The organism is uncultured Alistipes sp. (assembly GCF_910580175.1).
Taxonomy (GTDB): domain Bacteria; phylum Bacteroidota; class Bacteroidia; order Bacteroidales; family Rikenellaceae; genus Alistipes.
In genome coordinates this window covers 363,623-381,504 of the sequence record NZ_CAJTXD010000002.1, presented here as the reverse complement: position 1 = coordinate 381,504, position 17,882 = coordinate 363,623, and the positions used below count along the sequence as shown (strand labels likewise).

The window sequence follows — 17,882 nt, the reverse complement described above, 5'->3', positions numbered from 1 at the left end:
TATGGACAAGATACAAGACGAAATCATCGACGAATTCTCGGTCTTCGACGACTGGCTGGACAAATACGACTACCTCATAAGTCTGGGCGGGCAGTTGCCGCCCATCGCACCGGAGCACCGCACCGAACGCTACCAGATCAACGGCTGTCAGTCGCGCGTGTGGATCGATGCGACGCTCGACGACCAAGGCCGCATGCGCTTCACGGCCGACAGCGACGCCATCATCACGAAAGGCATCATCGCGCTGCTGATCCGTGTACTGGACGGAAGAACGCCTCAAGAGGCGGTCGATCTGGAACTCTACTTCATCGACGCCATCGGCTTGAGCGCCAACCTCTCCCCCACGCGGGCCAACGGCCTGGCGGCGATGGTCAAGCAGATGCGTCTCTACGCCCTGGCCTACGCCGCGAAAAACGACTCTAAAGAAAAAGCGCAATGACACCGGAAGAGATACTGAAAGTCGAACAAGACATCGTTCTGACACTCAAAAATATATACGACCCGGAAATCCCGGTCAACATCTACGACCTGGGACTGATCTACGAGATCGACTACACGCCCGACGGGACGGCGACGATCCGCATGACCCTCACAGCGCCCAACTGCCCGATGGCCGACATGCTGGTCGAAGACGTCAACATGCAAGTGGGCAAAGTCCCGGGCGTGGAATCGGTAAACGTGATTCTGACGTTCGACCCCGTGTGGGATCGCAGCATGATGTCGGAAGAAGCGCTGCTTGAACTCAACATGCTCTGAACCATGGAGACGGAGCAGGCGCGACAAGCATTGGAACGGTTGCAGGCCGGAGCTGCGACGTGCGCCTGCGGCGGTTACCTGACAGGACTCGATCCGCTGCAACGCAACGGGATCTACACGGCACTGGCTTTCGACCGCCTGGAGCGCAAGATGCGCATGGTCGAAAGACTCCATCGCGAAGCCAACGAAAACTGGAATCAGACGTTCTACCTGCTCTACTTCCGCACGTTAGGCGACCGCCAGAACCAGGAAGCCTACCTGCGGCTGGCGCGCCGCGTGCCCTACAAGGCCGTGCTGCGCGAACGCATGGCGCCGCACGCGGTGGAAGCGATGTTCTTCGGCGCCTCGGGACTGCTGGAACTCTACCGTCACGACGCGTACACGCTCGACCTGCGGCGCACTTTCGAACATCTGTCCGCCAAATACGACATCGACCCGATGCGGCCCGACGAATGGGAGCTGGGCAACATCCGCCCTGCGAACCACCCGGTGTTGCGTCTGGCGCAGGCCGCGGCATTCTTCACGCAGGATGAATTCGTCATGGGCCGGGCCATGGCCTGCCGCACGGAGAACGACATCCGGCAACTCTTCTGCATCGAAGCGTCGGAATATTGGCGCACGCACTACATTCCGGGCGCGGCGAGCGACGAACAACCCAAGCGCATCGGCACATTCAAAGCCAACATCATCGGCATCAACCTGGTAGCCATTCTTCAATTCGCCTACGGCAGCTATACGGGCAACGATACGTTGCGCGACAACGCCCTGGCTCTGCTCGAACGTCTCCCAGCCGAAGAAAACCGCTACATCACGGCATGGCGCAACACGGGACTGGCCCCGGTCAACGCGTTCGAAACGCAGGCGCTGCTACAACTTGCCACGGAATATTGCGCACCCGGCAACAACGATCCGAACGCCCGGGCGCACCCGCAGAAAAGCATTTTCTTCCGCCGCTCCGCTCCTCCGGCAACGCCCCGCTGCAACGCATGCCCCGTCGGTCGCCGAATACTCCAAAAAATAACGGCCGAAAGCGAAAAATAAAAACCCGCCGCAAACCTCTGTGCGGCGGGCAAAGAATTTTCTATTGTAGGAAAGAGTCGCAAAAGTCTCAATCTTCAGAACAACTCCTGCATTTCCCATAGAAGTCGCGGCCGAAAAGAATCCACCCCACGGCCGCCACTCCGGCCAGGAAAACGCACCCCACGAGGATCAGCATTTTCGACGGCGCCGAAGGCCTGAGCGGCACGGTGGCAGGCTGCACAATCACATAAACGGGCGTACTCTCCTGCACCTTGGCCTTGGACAACTGCAACTGCTGGGCAACCTGATTGTAAACATTGTAAGCCAGCTCGGCTTCGTTCTCCAAACGCTCCTGCTCGGTACGCACCGACCGCAACACGATATTCTGATTAGCATCCACATACCGTGCATACTGCTGCTGGGCCTTATAATAGTTCCGTTTCGCCTCGTCGAAAAGTTGCTGTGTGAACTTGAGATCGTTACGGGCCTTATTGGTACGATATTCGGTAATGTATTTCTGAAGATTATACATGACCGTATCGGCCAACATGGCAGCCACGACCGGATCCTGCATAGTCACGGACAACGTGACGAGCGAAGTCTTTTTGTCGACCGAAACAGCGATCCGCTTGTCGAGCGCACGAACGACGTCGGCCTGCTCCCGGGTCAACCGGAATATGTCGACCCCAGCCGCCCCTTCGGAAGCATCGCCGCCCAACAACGATCGGATTCCCTTCAAGGCCCGGAACGGCGCCTGCAACAGCATGTGCCACCAAGGACTGCGGATGTGATTATTCACATAATCAGAGATGTCCGTCTGCAAATCGCCGTCGTGCGCGACGACCTGCACATCGAAAAGCTCGACAAGAAACGGCACCGACGCCACGATATCGGGATAAAGATCGGGATAGACGGCATCGGAACTGCTGCCCAAACTACCTACGTTGATGCCGGCCAGACTGGCCAGCGACCCCAGTCCGCTCAAGGAATTTTTCCCGTCGGAAGTTTCGGGCGCCAACGTAGTCTCGACAGTGTATTCTTTGGGGATGCTAAACGCAACGGCCAAAGCGAAGATCACGGCGTAGCCGCACCAGCGCAACACCATGCGACGCTCGGCCCACACCTTGCGTCCGAGTTCCAACAGATCGACCTGTTCTTCGCCCGCCCCTGCGGACTGCTGCTGCATTTCGTTGTTCATCCTGCGTAAAGTAAACGTATTGAACGTAATGTTAGTTGGTCGGGAAAGGGCTATTTGGCCAAGTTCGCAATGCTTGCCGCCATCGTACCCAACGATGCGGCCGAAGTGGCCAAGCCCATGATCTGCGTCACACCCAACCCCGGACGATCGCGCTTGCTGGGCACGACGATTTCGCATCCCGGCTCGATCTTGTTCTTCTTCCGGGAAATCATGCCGTTCATGTAAACGATATATGCCCGGCCGCGCTTGGCCCGGGTGGCATAGCCGCCCGCCAAGTCGATATAATCCTTGAATTTCTTCGACTTGGAATAAAGCACCGTATTGGGACGCATGACCTCGCCGGTAATCTTCACGGTGCTGACGTACTCGGGCACGAACAGGTTGTCGCCCTCGCGCAACACCATGTCGTAATCCGACCCAGGATTGGCCAGCGCCTTGTCCAACTCGATACCCACGGTATAGAGGTCATTCTCGGTCAACTTATCCACCGACAACGAGTCTTTTCCCCCGTTGAGCCGGGCCATGCGCAACACGTCGTCGCGCAACTGCCGCTCCTCCTCGTTCATGCGGCGGGTCAGACGTCCGCCCCGCAGATAAGCATCGTTGGTAACGCCGCCGGCCCGGCGCACCAAATCGGAAATGCGTTCGTTCTTATGCACCAACGTATAGTCGCCGTCGAAAACCACCTCGCCCGAGACGGTTACCGACCGCTGCTCCTGGTAGGCGGGACTACGGCGCACAGTCACGACATCGAACGGCTCCAACACGAATTCGGCATTGCCGTCGACCACGAAACCGTCCTTGATCGAAAAGATGAAAACCTGGCTCAGATCGTTGGTCGCCACGGTGCTCTTGGTGTTCTTCAGACGCCGCGAGACCTCCACGCGCACCGTGGAGGCGCCATCCAGCAGACCTCCGGCCTGCATGATCAGATCTTCGAGCGTCATGTTTTCCACGTAGGGATACTCCCCGGGCCGTGCGATCTGTCCGCCGATGGTAAACGGCCCCTCCTCCTGCAAATCGTGACGGCTGGGAATAACCAGCACGTCGTTACGCTGCAAGGGCACGTCCGACGCCGTGCCGTTCAAGATGCCCGCCAGATCGACGGCGATCATCCGCAACAACAGATCGTCGCGCTCGCGGTAGAGCAGAGCACGCGTCAGGAACGCCTCCTCCTTCAATCCTTCGGCTCGGGCGACCAACTGTCCTACGGTGTTCATGTCGTCGCACAACTCGTACATCCCGGGACGCAAGACCGCCCCACGCACCTCGACCCGGTTGGCGAAGCGATCCAACACGGCGTCGACCTCCACCTCGTCGCCGTTCTCCAACACGAACGAACCGAACGAAGCGGCCGGAACCGAGAAAAACTCATGCTCGCGGCCCGAACGGCGCACCACGCGCACCTCCTTGGTATAGGCATCGCCGGCAAAGCCGCCGGCATAGTCGATGAGCGTCTGCAAACTCTCGCCCGCCTTGGCTTCGTAGAACATGGGACGTTTTACCTTGCCCTGGACATCGACCAGCTTGCCGTAGGGCGCGACCAGAATCACGTCGCCCTCCTCCAGGCGGATGTCGTTCGAAAACTTGCCCCCGAAGATGAAGTCGTAGACATCCAGCACGGCGAACCGCCGCCCGTTGCGCAAGACCTCCACATTGCGGAGCGTACCGATGCGCGTGACGCCGCCGGCCATGTATAGCGCATGGAATACCGAAGCGAACGACGTCAGACGATAGGTGCCCGGCACCTCGACCTCACCCATCACGTGGATAAGGATCGTGCGGATCTGGCCCAGCGTAACCTGCACCTCGGACTCGGGATGCTCGCCCGAGACACCAGCATACTTGCGGGCGAAAATCCCGCGTATCTTCTTCCCGGCCTCGGCCACAGTCAGCCCATTGAGATAGACCGGTCCGATCTGCGTGACCATGATGCTGCCTTCGGGAGAAATGATCTTGCGGATATTGTCCTCATTGGCACCCCAGATGTCGATGATTACCTCGTCGCCCGGCCCGAGCCGATAGTTTTCGGGCGTGGCCATGTTGGCGTTCGGCTCGAAAGAGAGGTATTTGCTGCTGAAGATATTGCGGCCGAAGATAGGGTTCTCGTCGACCGTATCGCGCGGCTGCACCATCCTCTTGTCCATCTCCATGTCCGACTCCATGCCCAAGGCCAACAACTCGGGGTCGAGTGCATTGGCATCCGACGATATGCCGGTCTTCTTCGCATTCTGCAAATAACCTTGCTGCGTTTGCAAATAGCCGTTCTGCGACGACGGCACTCTATCCGAATCATCGTTCGAGACATCGCGGAACAGATCCGAACGCTGCGACCCGAGCATCGTGCTCTGGCTGGAAGAAGTCGTGCCGCGCAAATCCGAACCCTGCGAAAGTGCGGTAATATCCGCACCGCTCTCTTCATAGCGCTTCTTCAGTTTCTCGATCTGGCTCATCGACACGCCGCGGATAAGCAATTCCTTGCCGATCTGCTGCTGGCTTTTGCCTGCACTCAATCCTTGGACGACATACTCCATTACCTGGTTATCGGTCATCTGGGCTTGTGCGCTCCCGGCCAGACAAACCAATGCGATGAAGACGAATAAAAATCTATGATTCATACGATTGCAAATATTTTCACTTTTTGCGGCCCCTGCCGAACTTGCAGCCAGCAAAGCCACGACGAATTCTTTGTCTAAGATTGCAAAATTACATCAATTTATTTTCTCAGCCAAACAAATCCGCACAAATCTCCGACCCTGTGCATTCAAAAACAACCCACTAAAAATCAAAAGATTGCAGGGCAACAAAACTACCCCGGCCAGGCGTCCGCACAAACGCTGCACAAAAAAAAGAAGGGCCTCCTGCACGGAAGCCCCTGAAAACAAGCGCTATATACCCTAAAGCAAAGCCAACCGGCATCCGTCCCGCACCACGGCGGAACTGCCGCCCGCCATTACTTGGCCTGTTCCTGCCAGATGAGCGCCGACGCGCCGAGGATGGAAGCGTTCTTGCCCTGGATGCCGCTGGGTAAAATCTTGACCTTGTTTTTGAAGAAAAACATCATATTTTCCTCCATATACCATTGTGTAGGTTCGAAGATCAGCTTCCCGGCCTTGGAAAGTCCTCCGAAAAGAAAGATCGCCTCGGGCGAAGTGACCGTCACGACATCGGCCAGCGCACGCCCCAGCAATTCGCCCGTGAAACGGAAAGCCTCTTTGGCAACGGGATCGCCCTGCTCGGCGGCCACCGAAATCATCGAAGCGTCGAGGTCGCTGAAAGCGATGTCGCGCAGCTTGCTCGGCTCCGACATCTTGGCCATCAACTCGAATACCGTCCGCTTGATGCCCGTCGCCGAAACATAAGCCTCCAGACACCCGCGACGTCCGCAGCCGCACTGCCGGCCGTCGCGCTCGACGATGACATGGCCGAACTCGCCGGCGAAACCGTCGTGTCCGTAGATCATCTTGCCGTTAGCGACGAACCCCGATCCCAAACCGGTGCCAAGCGTAATCATGACGAAATCGCGCATGCCCTTGGCATTGCCATAAACCATTTCGCCGATGGTGGCAGCATTGGCATCGTTGGTCATCAACGTACACACGCCGTTGAAATTGCGGGCGATGTCGTCGACCAGCGTGAAGATGCGGCGGCTCTCATCGGGATTTTTCTCGTCGTCGCGGAACTTCCACAAGTTGGCCGGATTTTCGATCGTCCCGCGATGATAATTGGCATTGGGCGCACCGATGCCGATGCCGGCCAGCTCGTAATCGAACGAGAGGCTGTCGGCCAAGGCCCGCATCGCATCGCACAAATCCTGCACGTAAGCCGGATAATCGTCGAAATAAGGATATTTTTTGGTCGAGATGACCGATTCGGCATAGAGGTCGCCCTGCTCGTCGACCAAACCGAAAGCCGTATTGGTACCGCCGATGTCGATGCCGATAACGAGTTTTTTCATAATGCGTTCAAAGATATGGATTCGAAAGAAAGCAACATAAGGCAACAGACAGCTTCGCCCTCTGCCCTTTTCTTACAAAGATACGAAAAATTCGGCAACTCCCAACTTTTTTTCCTAATTTTGGGGCGAATTCTGAACCGGAAAAATCATGAAGACCAACGAGCAGCTGCAAACCCTCTTCGAACACTACCTGGCCCAAACCGACTTCCCGGCCGAACCGCAACTCCTCTACGCTCCGATCGGCTATTCGCTGGCCGGAGGCGGCAAGCGGCTGCGCCCGATGCTCACGCTGCTGTCCTATGCGATCTTCGACGAGAACGTCCAGCAGGCATTGCCCGCAGCGGCGGCCATCGAGGTGTTCCACAACTTCACGCTGCTGCACGACGACATCATGGACAACGCCGCCATCCGGCGCGGCAAGCCCTCGGTCTATGCCAAGTGGGGCCGCAACGTGGCGATCCTTTCGGGCGACGCGATGCTGATCTACGCCTACCGGCTGCTGGGCATGCTGCCCGCGGCGCAGGTGCCGAAGGTGCTGGCGGCGTTCAACGAAATGGCTCTCGAAGTATGCGAGGGCCAGCAGTACGACATGGATTTCGAGGAGAAACAGAAAGTTTCGGTAGTCGAATACATGCACATGATCGAGCTGAAAACTTCGGTACTGCTTGCCGGTGCCGTGAGCATCGGCGCCATGCTGGGCGGCGCTCCGGACGAAGACTGCCGCAGGCTCCGGCGTTTCGCCATCGAACTGGGGCTGGCGTTCCAGTTGCAGGACGATCTGCTGGACAGCTACGGCGACGAACGACTGGGCAAAGCCATCGGCGGCGACATCCTGGAAGGCAAGAAAACCTTCCTGACCGTCACGGCGATGAGCCATGCAGACGAGACGACGCGCGAAGAACTGCGCAACCTGCTCGCCGACAACCGAATGGCCGCCGAGCAGAAAATCGCTTCCGTCAAAGCCATCTACGACCGGCTCGATGTACCCCATCTGGCTGAACAGCAGATCGAGCTGCGGTTCGAGCGGGCGCTCGCCCAGCTCGACACCCTCTCGGCCGACGTTGTACGCACCGCCCCCCTGCGCGAATTCGCCATCGGTCTGCTGGGCCGAAACAAATAGGAAGAACCGTTCCGAACCGGCCCCGCATTCCTATTCAGCCGGGCGATCCAAGCAACATTCCGGAAATGCAACGCAAAGATATCGAAATCATGGCTCCTGTGGGGTCGTACGAAGCGCTGGCGGCCGCGATCCAGGCCGGCGCCGACTCGGTCTACTTCGGGATCGGACGCCTGAACATGCGCGCTGCTTCGGCAGCCAACTTCACGGAAGACGACCTGACGCGGATCGTCGCGACGGCCCATGCCGCAGGTCTGAAAGCCTACCTGACGGTCAACACGATCGTCTACGAAGACGAAATCGCCGCCGTCCACGAAGTGATCGACCGCGCCAAGGCCGAGGGCGTGGACGCCATCATCGCCACCGACATGGCCGCCATACTCTATGCCCGCCGCATCGGCGTGGAGGTGCACATATCGACCCAGAGCAACATATCGAATTCCGAAGCCGTGAAGTTCTTCTCGCAGTGGGCCGACACGGTGGTGCTGGCCCGCGAACTGACGCTGGAGCAGGTGGCGCGCATCCATCGGGAAATCGAGGAAAACGACATCCGCGGCCCGCGGGGCGAGCTGGTCGAAATCGAGATGTTCGCCCACGGGGCGCTCTGCATGTCTATTTCGGGCAAATGCTACCTCTCGCTCTACGAAACGGGGTGCTCGGCCAACCGCGGTGCCTGCCGCCAGCTGTGCCGCCGCAAATACACCGTGACCGATCAGGAGAGCGGTGCGGCGCTGGACATCGACGGGCAATACGTATTGTCGCCCAAAGACCTCTGTACGATCGACTTCCTCGACCGTTTCGTCGACGCCGGCGTGCGCGTGCTCAAGATCGAGGGGCGCGCCCGGGGTGCGGAATACGTGAAACGCGTGGTGGAATGCTACGACGACGCCTTGCGGGCGATCGAGACCGACACCTACACGCCCGAACGGGCCGCCGAACTGAAAGAACGCCTGCGCACAGTCTTCAACCGCGGATTCTGGGAAGGCTACTATGCAGGGCACCCGGTCGCCGAACACAGCACCCATTACGGATCGGCCGCCACGCGCCGCAAGGTCTACGTGGGTAAAGTGACGAACTTCTTCAAGAAACTTTCCGTGGCCGAAGTGCTGATCGAAGCGGCACCGCTGCATCGGGGCGAGGAGATCTTCTTCATGGGAGCGACCACAGGCGTGGCAGAACAACGGCTGGAGGAGCTGCACGGCCCCGACGGCTCGCCCGTGACGAGCGTCGTACAGGGACACCTCTGCTCCATCCGCACCCCGGGAGTGATCCGGCGCGGCGACCAACTCTATAAATTCGAAGAAACAGGAAACGATTGAACCGGGCGGCGGCCAGAAACCGGACGCATGAACAACCGCATCGTCCGGGAATTGGCATAGCAGAATCTTCATAGGCGCCTTCATAAAAAAGCAATCATTTATTCTTGACTCCGCCGCTTTTTACCGAGTTTTTCTGTGCAACCGCGATCCGTTCAGGACAGAAACAACGATTCGCCGCCCGACTTGTCGAGGTTGGCACAAAATTGTAGAGACCGGCTCTTGCGGTTTCGAAAGAAATCACTACTTTTGTAAGATTTAGAACTTCAAAACCCCGCAAACAGAATCTACCTATGGATATAGTTGCCAGTCTGATCAAAATGGTCTTCGGCTCGAAAGCCGACAAGGATCGCAAGGAAATCGAACCTTATCTCCAAAAAATCAAGGCCGTATACCCTGAAATCGAGGCGCTCTCGAACGACGGTCTGCGCGCCCGCAGCGAAGAACTGAAACGCCGCATCGCCGACTACATCGCCGCAGACGAGACCCGCATCGCGGAGTTGCGCGCGCAGCTCGAAAAGCCGGAAACGACGCTTGAAGAGAAAGAAAAGATTTCCAAGGAGATCGACGACCTGACCAAACGCATAGACGAGCGCATCGAGGAGAAGCTGGACGAAATCCTGCCCGAGGCGTTCGCCATCATGAAAGACACGGCGCGCCGTTTCGCGCAGAACGAGACCGTCGAGGTAACAGCCAACGATTTCGACCGCGAGTTGGCTGCGACCAAGGACTTCGTGCGCATCGAGGGCGACAAGGCCCTCTATGCCACCCACTGGCTGGCCGGCGGCAACGACGTGAAGTGGGACATGATCCACTACGACGTGCAGCTCTTCGGCGGCGTGGTGCTCCACAAGGGCAAAATCGCCGAGATGGCCACGGGCGAGGGCAAAACCCTGGTGGCGACGCTCCCCGTGTTCCTCAACGCACTGGCAAAAAAAGGCGTGCACCTGGTAACGGTCAACAACTACCTGGCCAAGCGAGACAGCGAATGGATGGGGCCGATGTACGAGTTCCACGGGCTGTCGGTGGCCTGCATCGACGACACGCAGCCCAACTCCGACGCCCGCCGTGCGGCCTACATGGCCGACATCACGTTCGGCACGAACAACGAATACGGCTTCGACTACCTGCGCGACAACATGGCTTCGTCGCCCAAAGACCTCGTGCAGCGCAAGCATCATTTCGCCATCGTCGACGAAGTAGACTCCGTGCTGATCGACGACGCGCGTACGCCGCTCATCATCTCCGGCCCGGTTCCCAAAGGCGAAGACCAGCTTTTCGAACAATACCGCCCGGCGATCGAGAACCTCTACAACCTGCAAAAGAACCTGGTTACCACGCTGCTGGCCGAGGCGCGCCAGCTGATCGCCGACGGCAAAAACGAGGAGGGCGGCATCAAACTCTACCGCACGCACAAGGGGCTGCCCAAGTACAAACCCCTGATCAAATACCTCTCCGAGCAAGGCATCAAGGCGCTGATGCAGAAGACCGAAAACGTCTACATGCAGGACAACAACCGCCGCATGCCCGAGATCACGGACGACCTCTATTTTGTCATCGACGAAAAACTCAACTCGGTGGAACTGACCGACAAAGGCCATGAAGCATTGTCGAAATACTTCAACGAAGACGGCTTCTTCGTACTGCCCGACATCGGCGCAGAGGTGGCCGAGTTGGAAAAGAGCGCCCTCTCGACCGAAGAGCGGGCGCAGAAGCGCGATGAGGTCATCAACGACTACTCGATCAAGTCGGAGCGCGTACACACCGTACACCAGCTGCTCAAGGCCTACGCGATGTTCGAGAAGGACATCGAATATGTGGTCATGGACAACAAGGTAAAGATCGTCGACGAGCAGACGGGCCGCATCCTCGAAGGACGCCGCTATTCCGACGGCCTGCACCAAGCGATCGAGGCCAAGGAACATGTAAAGGTCGAAGCCGCGACGCAGACCTTCGCGACGATTACCTTGCAGAACTATTTCCGCATGTACCACAAGCTGGGCGGCATGACCGGTACGGCCGAGACCGAAGCATCGGAGTTCTGGTCGATCTACAAACTCGACGTGGTCGTGATCCCGACCAACCGTCCCGTAATCCGCGACGACCGTCAGGATCTGATCTACAAGACCAAGCGCGAGAAGTACAACGCCGTGATCGAGGAGATCGTGCGGCTCGTGGGCGAGGGACGCCCGGTGCTGGTGGGCACGACGTCGGTCGAAATCTCGGAGCTGCTGAGCCGCATGCTCAAGCTCCGCGGCATCAAACACAACGTACTGAATGCCAAGCAGCACCAGCTGGAAGCCCAAGTCGTGGCCGAAGCCGGACGCGCAGGCCAGGTAACCATAGCCACCAACATGGCGGGCCGCGGTACCGACATCAAGCTGACGCCCGAAGTCAAGGAGGCGGGCGGTCTGGCCATCATCGGCACCGAACGCCACGAAAGCCGCCGCGTCGACCGCCAGCTGCGCGGCCGCGCAGGACGTCAGGGCGACCCGGGATCGTCGCAGTTCTTCGTCTCGCTGGAAGACGACCTGATGCGTCTGTTCGGCTCGGGCCGCATCGCCGCCATGATGGACCGCATGGGCCTGAAAGAAGGCGAAGTGATCCAGGCAGGCATGATGACCAAAGCCATCGAACGGGCGCAGAAGAAAGTCGAAGAAAACAACTTCGGCATCCGCAAACGCCTGCTGGAATACGACGACGTGATGAACTCGCAGCGCGAAGTGATCTACACGCGCCGCCGCCATGCCCTCTACGGCGAACGGATCGAAATCGACTTGAACAACATCATGTACGACTTCGCCGACAACTTCGTAGAAACGCACAACGGCATCGAATACGACGATTTCCGCTACGAGCTGATCCGCGAAATCTCCGTCGAGCCGAGCTTCGACGCCGCAGCCTACGAGGCAGCCAAGCCGGGCGAACTGGTGGAAATGGTCGTTGCGGACATCCGGGCCTCCTACGCCCGCCGGGCCAAAGCCGTAGCCGACACGGTGCGCCCCGTCATGCAACGCATCTACGAGGAGAAGAAAGACCAGCTCGACTCGAACATCTACTTCCCCATTACCGACGGCCACCTGGGCTACAACGTGCCGGTAAACCTGCAAAAGTGCAAGGATACCGACGGAGCCGAAATCTACAAGGTTTTCTCCAAGGTAGTGATGTTTACCTCGATCGACGACGCATGGCGCGAGCACCTGCGCGAAATGGACGACCTGCGCCAGAGCGTGCAGAACGCCACCTACGAGCAGAAAGACCCGCTGCTGATCTACAAGTTCGAGTCGTTCGGGCTGTTCTCGAAGATGCTCATCGACGTCAACCGCGACGTGCTGGCCATCCTGAACAAGGCTTACATTCCGGTGCGCGACCAGAACGCCGAAGCCATGCAGCGCGAACGGCAGCAGCGCGCCAAGGTCGACGTCAACAAACTGCAAGCCTCGCGCATGCAGGCGGCCGCTCAAGCGGGCCAGGGCGAACAACAGAAACCCATGCCTCTGCATGCGGAGAAGAAAGTGGGCCGCAACGATCCCTGCCCCTGCGGTTCGGGCAAGAAGTACAAAAACTGCCACGGAAAAGGATTGTAAGGTGGGCTACAACGAAGAAAAACAGCGCCAGCTGGACATGCGCTACCTGCGCATGGCGAGCATCTGGGCCGAAAACTCCTACTGCGTACGCCGCAAGGTGGGTGCCTTGATCGTCAAGGACAAGATGATTATCTCGGACGGCTACAACGGCACCCCCTCGGGTTTCGAAAATGTCTGCGAAGACGACGCGGGCAAGACCAAGCCTTATGTGCTGCATGCCGAAGCGAACGCCATTACCAAAGTGGCGAAAAGCGCCAACAACTGCGACGGCTCGACGCTCTACATCACGGCAGCGCCATGTCTGGAGTGCTCGAAACTCATCATCCAGGCCGGCATCCGGCGCGTAGTTTACAGCGAAGCCTATCGCTCGGAAGACGGGCTTGATCTCCTGCGCAAAGTCGGCATCGAATGCGTACAGTACATTGCCCCGGACACAACGGGAAAGGGATGATGACAACCGCTCACAACACGTCGACTTCCAACGGTTAAGACTCGATGAAAACCAGGATCGCGATATTTCTGCTCTTGCTTTGCAGCGTCGCCCTGCCGGTGCAGGCACAGCAAGCGGCAGCAGACTGCACGCCGGAAAAATCGCCAGCCGAGGCACCCCGATACCTCTACTGCGAAATCATCTGCAACCACCTGCCCCGGCCCCGGGGCACGTCCGTGATTCTCGATTTCGGCCAAGAGACCGATTACTGGCGATACAACATGCTGACCGATAGCGAGGAGCGCGACTTGATCTTCAACTCGGGCATCCAGGCTCTCAACTACATGGTCGGCCGCGGCTGGGAATTCGTGCAGTCCTATTCGTCGGGCGAAAAAGACAGTTATGTCCATATGCTGCTGCGCATCGCAACAAGCAAGCTGCCCGAGGAAGCGCTGGCGGAGGCACTCGCAACCCCGGGCATTTCCAACCAGGAAAAACAAAAAAAGAGAGGAAGCGACTTTTCGGGCGGCAGCAACCGTGACGGCCGATAGCGGCCGCTTCTTTCGCAAACGAATACAACCATCCGATGAAACGCATCGTCATCGTTGGCGCCACCTCCGGCTTGGGCTTCGAGGTGGCCAAGCTCTGCATCGGCGCAGGTTGGCGCGTAGGCGCCGCCGGACGCGACACGGAGGCTCTCGCCCGGCTCAAGGCGCTGGCACCGGAGCTGGTCGAAACCGAACCGATCGACGTCACGCACGTCGAGGCCCCGCAGCGGCTCGCCGCACTGGCCGAACGCATAGGCGGCATGGACATCTATTTCCACACCTCGGGCATCGGCAAGCGCAACACCGAACTGCGGCCCGACATCGAGTTGGCCACGCTCCGCACCAACGGCGAGGGTTTCGTACGCATGGTTACCGCAGCTTTCGGTTGGTTCCGCAACCACGGCAGCGGCCATATCGCCATCATCAGCTCCGTAGCCGGCACCCGTGGACTGGGTTCCGCACCGGCTTATTCGGCCACCAAACGGATGCAAAACACCTACATCGACGCTCTGGCGCAGCTCGCCCGCATGGAGCGGCTGCCCATCCGCTTTACGGACATCCGCCCCGGATTCGTCGCCACCCCGCTGCTTGCGGGCGACGACTACCCCCTGCTCATGCAACCCGAACCGGTCGCCCGACGCATTTTCCAGGCTCTCCGGCATCGTCGGCGCTGCATCGTCATCGACCGGCGCTATGCTGTACTGGTCTTTTTGTGGCGGTTGATTCCTGCATGGTTGTGGGAACGGCTTCCGGTTCGTAAAGGCGCTTAAATTCCGTCCGACTTGCAAGCAAAAACGGGATGTACAAATATTGTACATCCCGTTTGCAGTTCTTGCACGGATTGTTTTGCCTGTTACGGATTCAAGCGTTTTTTTCGGCCCATTCGAGCAGCTGCCGCAGCATCAGCCACCTCTCACCGGAACGGCTTTTTACGACAGAATATAATTGTTCCCGAAAGCCGAGGCCGCATCGAATATCTTTTACCGTCTTTGTCTCAATCGCCCGATCTTTTCGATTTTTTCCTTTTTGGAAACAATATTCAATTCGCCGTTTTTACCTAAAACCGGACACCGATATTCTATATAATATTCCATACCGCTCAAACAATCTTCCACAATATAATACAAACATCCACGAGACCTATAATTCCGTCTGATAGGTCCCAATATGACCTCCGCATCCCGATATTTAGCCATCAAGCCTTCCAATACAAGCATATATCGGTTTTCATCCTCTTCGGGAAAATACTCTTCAATCTTGAACAGCTTCACATATTCCATTTTTTGCCAATATGTTTCGCAATGGGTTTGCTGTTCTACGCGCATAAGCAAATTCCCCAGTATGCAGGCATCAACATAATACCACTCTGTATAAGAATCGATCGCTTTGTTGAATCGGATAGCATCTTCAATCTCCGCCTTGTGAATCTCCGGACCGAAACGATTACAAGCCGTGCAGGCCAAAGTTCCGATTAGAATTATCCCTATTTTTCTCCAATTCATAACTTCCCTTTCAAAAAATACTTTTTCTCTTCTTTATCGAACAGATGCGAACGCTTGTTCGCCCGCGCAGAAATCTGACCGGCAGTAACCGGCCGACCGTCTTTTTGACAATACAGCTTTCTCCGATTGATTTCATCGGCGATCTCCTTTGCTGTCTTCGGTCCTTTCGACAGAACGACAGCCATTGCTTCATGTAAGGTCATCATTTCAATTTCCGGTTGATCGACTTAAGGGTGTTGGATATATTACAGATAACTTTCAGCAGATAATAACTCATTTTAGCCCAAACCAACAAAGCCACGGCCAATAAAATGCAATAGAGCCCGAGCGAAAAATCGTATGACAACAATCCTACAACGACGGTTACAACCCCCAACAAAATAGAGAATCCGTAGACCAATTTACCAATAAAAACCAATGTGCTTTCAGAAGATTTTTCGGTTGAAGAAACATCCGGCAATTCTGCGTCATTTCCCGGGTTCGGGCATCCGCAAATCGGGCAAAACCGATAAGATCCATCGTGTTCCGCATTGCAAAAAGGACAAATCCATTTTTCCATAACAAAATTGAATAAAGTTTCCTGCCGGACTCCGGAGCAGAACTATACAAAAAGAAAGTGTGGAGTCGTTCGTTTATCTGACAATAGGCATTTGGCGTGGCCCGGAAACAAATAAACAATACCCCACACCGAATAGCATATATCGAATGACATATTGCTATACACGGTAATGAGTGTCGTATTGCCTGTCCTTGTTTCCTTAAAATCGCCAAATTTTATTGCCAAGGATTAGCGAAACACTTTCACTAAACGAATATGTTGCTGTCCCAACAGGGAACAGCATTACAAAATTACTGAATATTCCGCAATAAACAAATGACCGGTTTTTGCACTGTTATAAAATCGTCATTCCGGATTGTGAATTATGAATTAATTTTGCCCCATGGACTTCCAACTCGTATCGGACTATGCCCCGACGGGCGACCAGCCGGAAGCGATCGCGCAACTACTGGGCTCGATCCGCGGCGGCACTTTTCAACCGGCTGCACCCATATATAATAGGTATCGTCTCGCTGACCCTTTTCCCCGAAACACCGCTGGCAGCCGACACGACAGCAGGAAAATTCCGCGAAGCCGGCGAACGCGAACGGCTCGAAGAACTCCGTGCATTCATCGCCCGGCTCACGATCCCCACCACGATCATGGGGCACACCGTTTCGAACACCGTGCCGCTGCTCGGCCACCTGCCCGAAGACCGCGCCCGTCTACTCCGCGAACTCGGCGACGCACTCGCCCGTTTCGACGAATCGGACCTCGCCGCCTACCGCCGCGGCATCGTTCACTTGTAATTGCGGCGTAAAAAAGAGCGCTTCCGAACGACCGAAAGCGCCCTTTTCGGGTTACAGGTTCAAATATCCCCGGAGGGTTTGCACATATTCTTCGAAAGCTTTGCGCCCCGCTGCGGTCACGCGGCAGACCGTCCGCGTCTTCTTGCCGACGAATCCCTTTTCCACTTCGATATACCCGGCTGCCGCGAGTTTGTCGAGCTGGACGCTGAGGTTTCCGGCGGTGGCGTCGGTCTTTTCCCGGAGATAGACGAAGTCCGCTTCGGCAAGGTTCATCAGCACGGACATGACCGCCAGCCGCAGCTGCGAATGGAGCAGCGGATCAAGCTCTTTCATTTTCTTTGCGCGCCAGCCGCCGCATTTCCAGACCGGGAATGATCATCATCAGCACGAAACAATGGATAAAGCACGGCATGACCCACGTCATCGAGAGCTTTACCTCGGAAAAGATGCAGCCCAGCAGCACCATGCCGAAAGCGACGCTGAGGATTCCTCCAGCCACCATACTGCGGACTTTCAGGGCTGCACCCGAACCGATGATGCCGAACCCCACCACGAACAGCGCATAAAAGAACATGACCATCCACGGCGAATTGCCCGTTGTCAGATGGAGCACCGTGCAGATGACAACCCCGGCCGCACCGAGAATCCCGACCGACTTCCAGATGGCAGTGCAGAGCTTGTCGGTATAGGAGAGGCAGCCGCGGCTGCTTTGCTTCACGGCCAGCCTGCGATTGAAAAACCAACCGAAGGCCATCAGCGCCCACAGGCCGTTGAATGCAGGATTGCCGGTCGCGGCAACCGCCGCCCACACTACGGTGGCGATGGTCGCCGTGAGGATGCCCCAGTTCAAAAGGATATTGCCGTCGCCGACCTCGAAACGGCTTTTGGTCTCGGAAATCATGCGGGCGATCAGCTCGATGCTCTCCTTTTCGTTGAGTTGCTTGCAGATTTTCCCGCCTTGGCTGAATTCGTGTAAACTCGGCTCTGCGCTCGGACTACCTAAAGCGTTTGTTCTACGATCGTTCATAATAATAATTTTAATCGGTTTACAATATAAACTTTATCCGGAAAAGGGAAGGGCAAACCCGCGCGACGTTGCCCCT

The 17,882-nt window shown here is 57.1% G+C and carries 18 protein-coding genes; 10 read left to right on the top strand and 8 right to left on the bottom strand.

The features are described from left to right. Nucleotide 1 precedes the first annotated feature (1 nt). Genes QZ298_RS03985 through QZ298_RS03975 form a run of 3 tightly spaced genes read left to right on the top strand, consistent with a single transcriptional unit; the run spans nt 2 to nt 1,797 of the window. The gene (locus tag QZ298_RS03985; protein WP_296005538.1) at nt 2-439 is read left to right on the top strand and encodes a SufE family protein; all 438 of its coding nucleotides are present in this window, start codon (nt 2-4) and stop codon (nt 437-439) included. Then, on the top strand, nt 436-756 hold the full coding sequence (locus QZ298_RS03980; protein WP_296005536.1) for an iron-sulfur cluster assembly protein: 321 nt from the start codon (nt 436-438) through the stop codon (nt 754-756). The genes QZ298_RS03985 and QZ298_RS03980 overlap by 4 nt, the downstream gene beginning before the upstream one ends. Nucleotides 757-759: 3 nt before the next feature. Then, nucleotides 760-1,797, top strand: a complete 1,038-nt coding sequence (locus QZ298_RS03975; RefSeq protein WP_296005535.1) for a DUF2851 family protein — start codon at nt 760-762, stop codon at nt 1,795-1,797. 67 nt (nt 1,798-1,864) lie between these two features. Here QZ298_RS03975 and QZ298_RS03970 read toward each other — a convergent pair whose 3' ends face one another. The 3 genes from QZ298_RS03970 to QZ298_RS03960 form a co-directional block, all read right to left on the bottom strand. Continuing rightward, the gene (locus tag QZ298_RS03970) at nt 1,865-2,974 is read right to left on the bottom strand and encodes a GNVR domain-containing protein (protein ID WP_296005532.1); all 1,110 of its coding nucleotides are present in this window, start codon (nt 2,972-2,974) and stop codon (nt 1,865-1,867) included. Between the two features lie 50 nt (nt 2,975-3,024). Continuing rightward, entirely contained in the window at nt 3,025-5,592 is a 2,568-nt protein-coding gene (locus tag QZ298_RS03965) for an SLBB domain-containing protein (protein ID WP_296005530.1), read from the bottom strand. A 335-nt stretch (nt 5,593-5,927) separates the two neighbouring features. Then, nucleotides 5,928-6,932, bottom strand: coding sequence for an ROK family protein (locus QZ298_RS03960; protein WP_296005528.1), 1,005 nt, complete (start codon nt 6,930-6,932; stop codon nt 5,928-5,930). A 148-nt stretch (nt 6,933-7,080) separates the two neighbouring features. On the opposite strand from QZ298_RS03960, the gene QZ298_RS03955 reads away from it, so the two are divergent. The 6 genes from QZ298_RS03955 to QZ298_RS03930 all read left to right on the top strand — a co-directional run bounded on the left by QZ298_RS03955 (nt 7,081) and on the right by QZ298_RS03930 (nt 14,700). Beyond that, complete coding sequence (locus QZ298_RS03955) at nt 7,081-8,052, top strand: polyprenyl synthetase family protein (RefSeq protein ID WP_296005527.1); 972 nt, start codon at nt 7,081-7,083, stop codon at nt 8,050-8,052. Nucleotides 8,053-8,117: 65 nt separating this feature from the next. Further along, complete coding sequence (locus QZ298_RS03950; RefSeq protein WP_296005525.1) at nt 8,118-9,368, top strand: peptidase U32 family protein; 1,251 nt, start codon at nt 8,118-8,120, stop codon at nt 9,366-9,368. 290 nt (nt 9,369-9,658) lie between these two features. After that, the gene (gene secA, locus QZ298_RS03945) at nt 9,659-12,952 is read left to right on the top strand and encodes a preprotein translocase subunit SecA (RefSeq protein ID WP_296005522.1); all 3,294 of its coding nucleotides are present in this window, start codon (nt 9,659-9,661) and stop codon (nt 12,950-12,952) included. Between the two features lies 1 nt (nt 12,953). Then, nucleotides 12,954-13,403 (top strand): dCMP deaminase family protein, encoded by a 450-nt coding sequence (locus QZ298_RS03940; protein WP_296005520.1) that lies wholly within the window; start codon nt 12,954-12,956, stop codon nt 13,401-13,403. 44 nt (nt 13,404-13,447) lie between these two features. Further along, complete coding sequence (locus QZ298_RS03935) at nt 13,448-13,933, top strand: hypothetical protein (protein ID WP_296005519.1); 486 nt, start codon at nt 13,448-13,450, stop codon at nt 13,931-13,933. Between the two features lie 35 nt (nt 13,934-13,968). Next, nucleotides 13,969-14,700 carry an SDR family oxidoreductase gene (locus tag QZ298_RS03930; RefSeq protein WP_296005517.1) on the top strand — a complete coding sequence of 244 codons (732 nt, stop codon included), beginning with the start codon at nt 13,969-13,971 and terminating at the stop codon, nt 14,698-14,700. Between the two features lie 210 nt (nt 14,701-14,910). On the opposite strand, the gene QZ298_RS03925 is transcribed toward QZ298_RS03930, so the two are convergent. From QZ298_RS03925 to QZ298_RS03915, 3 genes are read right to left on the bottom strand one after another with little or no spacing between them, the layout of a single operon-like run. After that, complete coding sequence (locus tag QZ298_RS03925; protein WP_288849409.1) at nt 14,911-15,432, bottom strand: hypothetical protein; 522 nt, start codon at nt 15,430-15,432, stop codon at nt 14,911-14,913. Beyond that, complete coding sequence (locus QZ298_RS03920) at nt 15,429-15,638, bottom strand: hypothetical protein (protein ID WP_296005514.1); 210 nt, start codon at nt 15,636-15,638, stop codon at nt 15,429-15,431. The genes QZ298_RS03925 and QZ298_RS03920 overlap by 4 nt, the downstream gene beginning before the upstream one ends. Then, the gene (locus QZ298_RS03915) at nt 15,635-15,991 is read right to left on the bottom strand and encodes a hypothetical protein (RefSeq protein ID WP_288849406.1); all 357 of its coding nucleotides are present in this window, start codon (nt 15,989-15,991) and stop codon (nt 15,635-15,637) included. Before QZ298_RS03915 ends, QZ298_RS03920 begins: the two co-directional genes overlap by 4 nt. A gap of 407 nt (nt 15,992-16,398) precedes the next feature. On the opposite strand from QZ298_RS03915, the gene QZ298_RS03910 reads away from it, so the two are divergent. Beyond that, entirely contained in the window at nt 16,399-16,779 is a 381-nt protein-coding gene (locus QZ298_RS03910) for a hypothetical protein (protein ID WP_296005509.1), read from the top strand. 51 nt (nt 16,780-16,830) lie between these two features. On the opposite strand, the gene QZ298_RS03905 is transcribed toward QZ298_RS03910, so the two are convergent. Together QZ298_RS03905 and QZ298_RS03900 are read right to left on the bottom strand one after the other, a co-directional pair. After that, nucleotides 16,831-17,112 (bottom strand): transcriptional regulator, encoded by a 282-nt coding sequence (locus QZ298_RS03905; RefSeq protein WP_296005507.1) that lies wholly within the window; start codon nt 17,110-17,112, stop codon nt 16,831-16,833. After that, a complete protein-coding gene (locus QZ298_RS03900; RefSeq protein WP_296005505.1) occupies nt 17,099-17,806 on the bottom strand; it encodes a hypothetical protein in 708 nt (235 codons plus the stop codon). The genes QZ298_RS03905 and QZ298_RS03900 overlap by 14 nt, the downstream gene beginning before the upstream one ends. Nucleotides 17,807-17,882 lie beyond the last annotated feature (76 nt).

Bases quoted from the DNA above. Each gene is read 5' to 3' on its own strand.
- QZ298_RS03905 (WP_296005507.1), bottom strand. From the start codon at position 17,112: ATGAAAGAGCTTGATCCGCTGCTCCATTCGCAGCTGCGGCTGGCGGTC.
- QZ298_RS03915 (WP_288849406.1), bottom strand. From the start codon at position 15,991: ATGGAAAAATGGATTTGTCCTTTTTGCAATGCGGAACACGATGGATCT.
- QZ298_RS03965 (WP_296005530.1), bottom strand. From the start codon at position 5,592: ATGAATCATAGATTTTTATTCGTCTTCATCGCATTGGTTTGTCTGGCC.
- QZ298_RS03975 (WP_296005535.1), top strand. From the start codon at position 760: ATGGAGACGGAGCAGGCGCGACAAGCATTGGAACGGTTGCAGGCCGGA.
- QZ298_RS03920 (WP_296005514.1), bottom strand. From the start codon at position 15,638: ATGATGACCTTACATGAAGCAATGGCTGTCGTTCTGTCGAAAGGACCG.
- QZ298_RS03930 (WP_296005517.1), top strand. From the start codon at position 13,969: ATGAAACGCATCGTCATCGTTGGCGCCACCTCCGGCTTGGGCTTCGAG.
- QZ298_RS03970 (WP_296005532.1), bottom strand. From the start codon at position 2,974: ATGAACAACGAAATGCAGCAGCAGTCCGCAGGGGCGGGCGAAGAACAG.
- QZ298_RS03980 (WP_296005536.1), top strand. From the start codon at position 436: ATGACACCGGAAGAGATACTGAAAGTCGAACAAGACATCGTTCTGACA.
- QZ298_RS03955 (WP_296005527.1), top strand. From the start codon at position 7,081: ATGAAGACCAACGAGCAGCTGCAAACCCTCTTCGAACACTACCTGGCC.
- QZ298_RS03985 (WP_296005538.1), top strand. From the start codon at position 2: ATGGACAAGATACAAGACGAAATCATCGACGAATTCTCGGTCTTCGAC.
- QZ298_RS03900 (WP_296005505.1), bottom strand. From the start codon at position 17,806: ATGAACGATCGTAGAACAAACGCTTTAGGTAGTCCGAGCGCAGAGCCG.
- QZ298_RS03910 (WP_296005509.1), top strand. From the start codon at position 16,399: ATGCCCCGACGGGCGACCAGCCGGAAGCGATCGCGCAACTACTGGGCT.
- QZ298_RS03960 (WP_296005528.1), bottom strand. From the start codon at position 6,932: ATGAAAAAACTCGTTATCGGCATCGACATCGGCGGTACCAATACGGCT.
- QZ298_RS03950 (WP_296005525.1), top strand. From the start codon at position 8,118: ATGCAACGCAAAGATATCGAAATCATGGCTCCTGTGGGGTCGTACGAA.
- secA (WP_296005522.1), top strand. From the start codon at position 9,659: ATGGATATAGTTGCCAGTCTGATCAAAATGGTCTTCGGCTCGAAAGCC.
- QZ298_RS03925 (WP_288849409.1), bottom strand. From the start codon at position 15,432: ATGAATTGGAGAAAAATAGGGATAATTCTAATCGGAACTTTGGCCTGC.
- QZ298_RS03935 (WP_296005519.1), top strand. From the start codon at position 13,448: ATGAAAACCAGGATCGCGATATTTCTGCTCTTGCTTTGCAGCGTCGCC.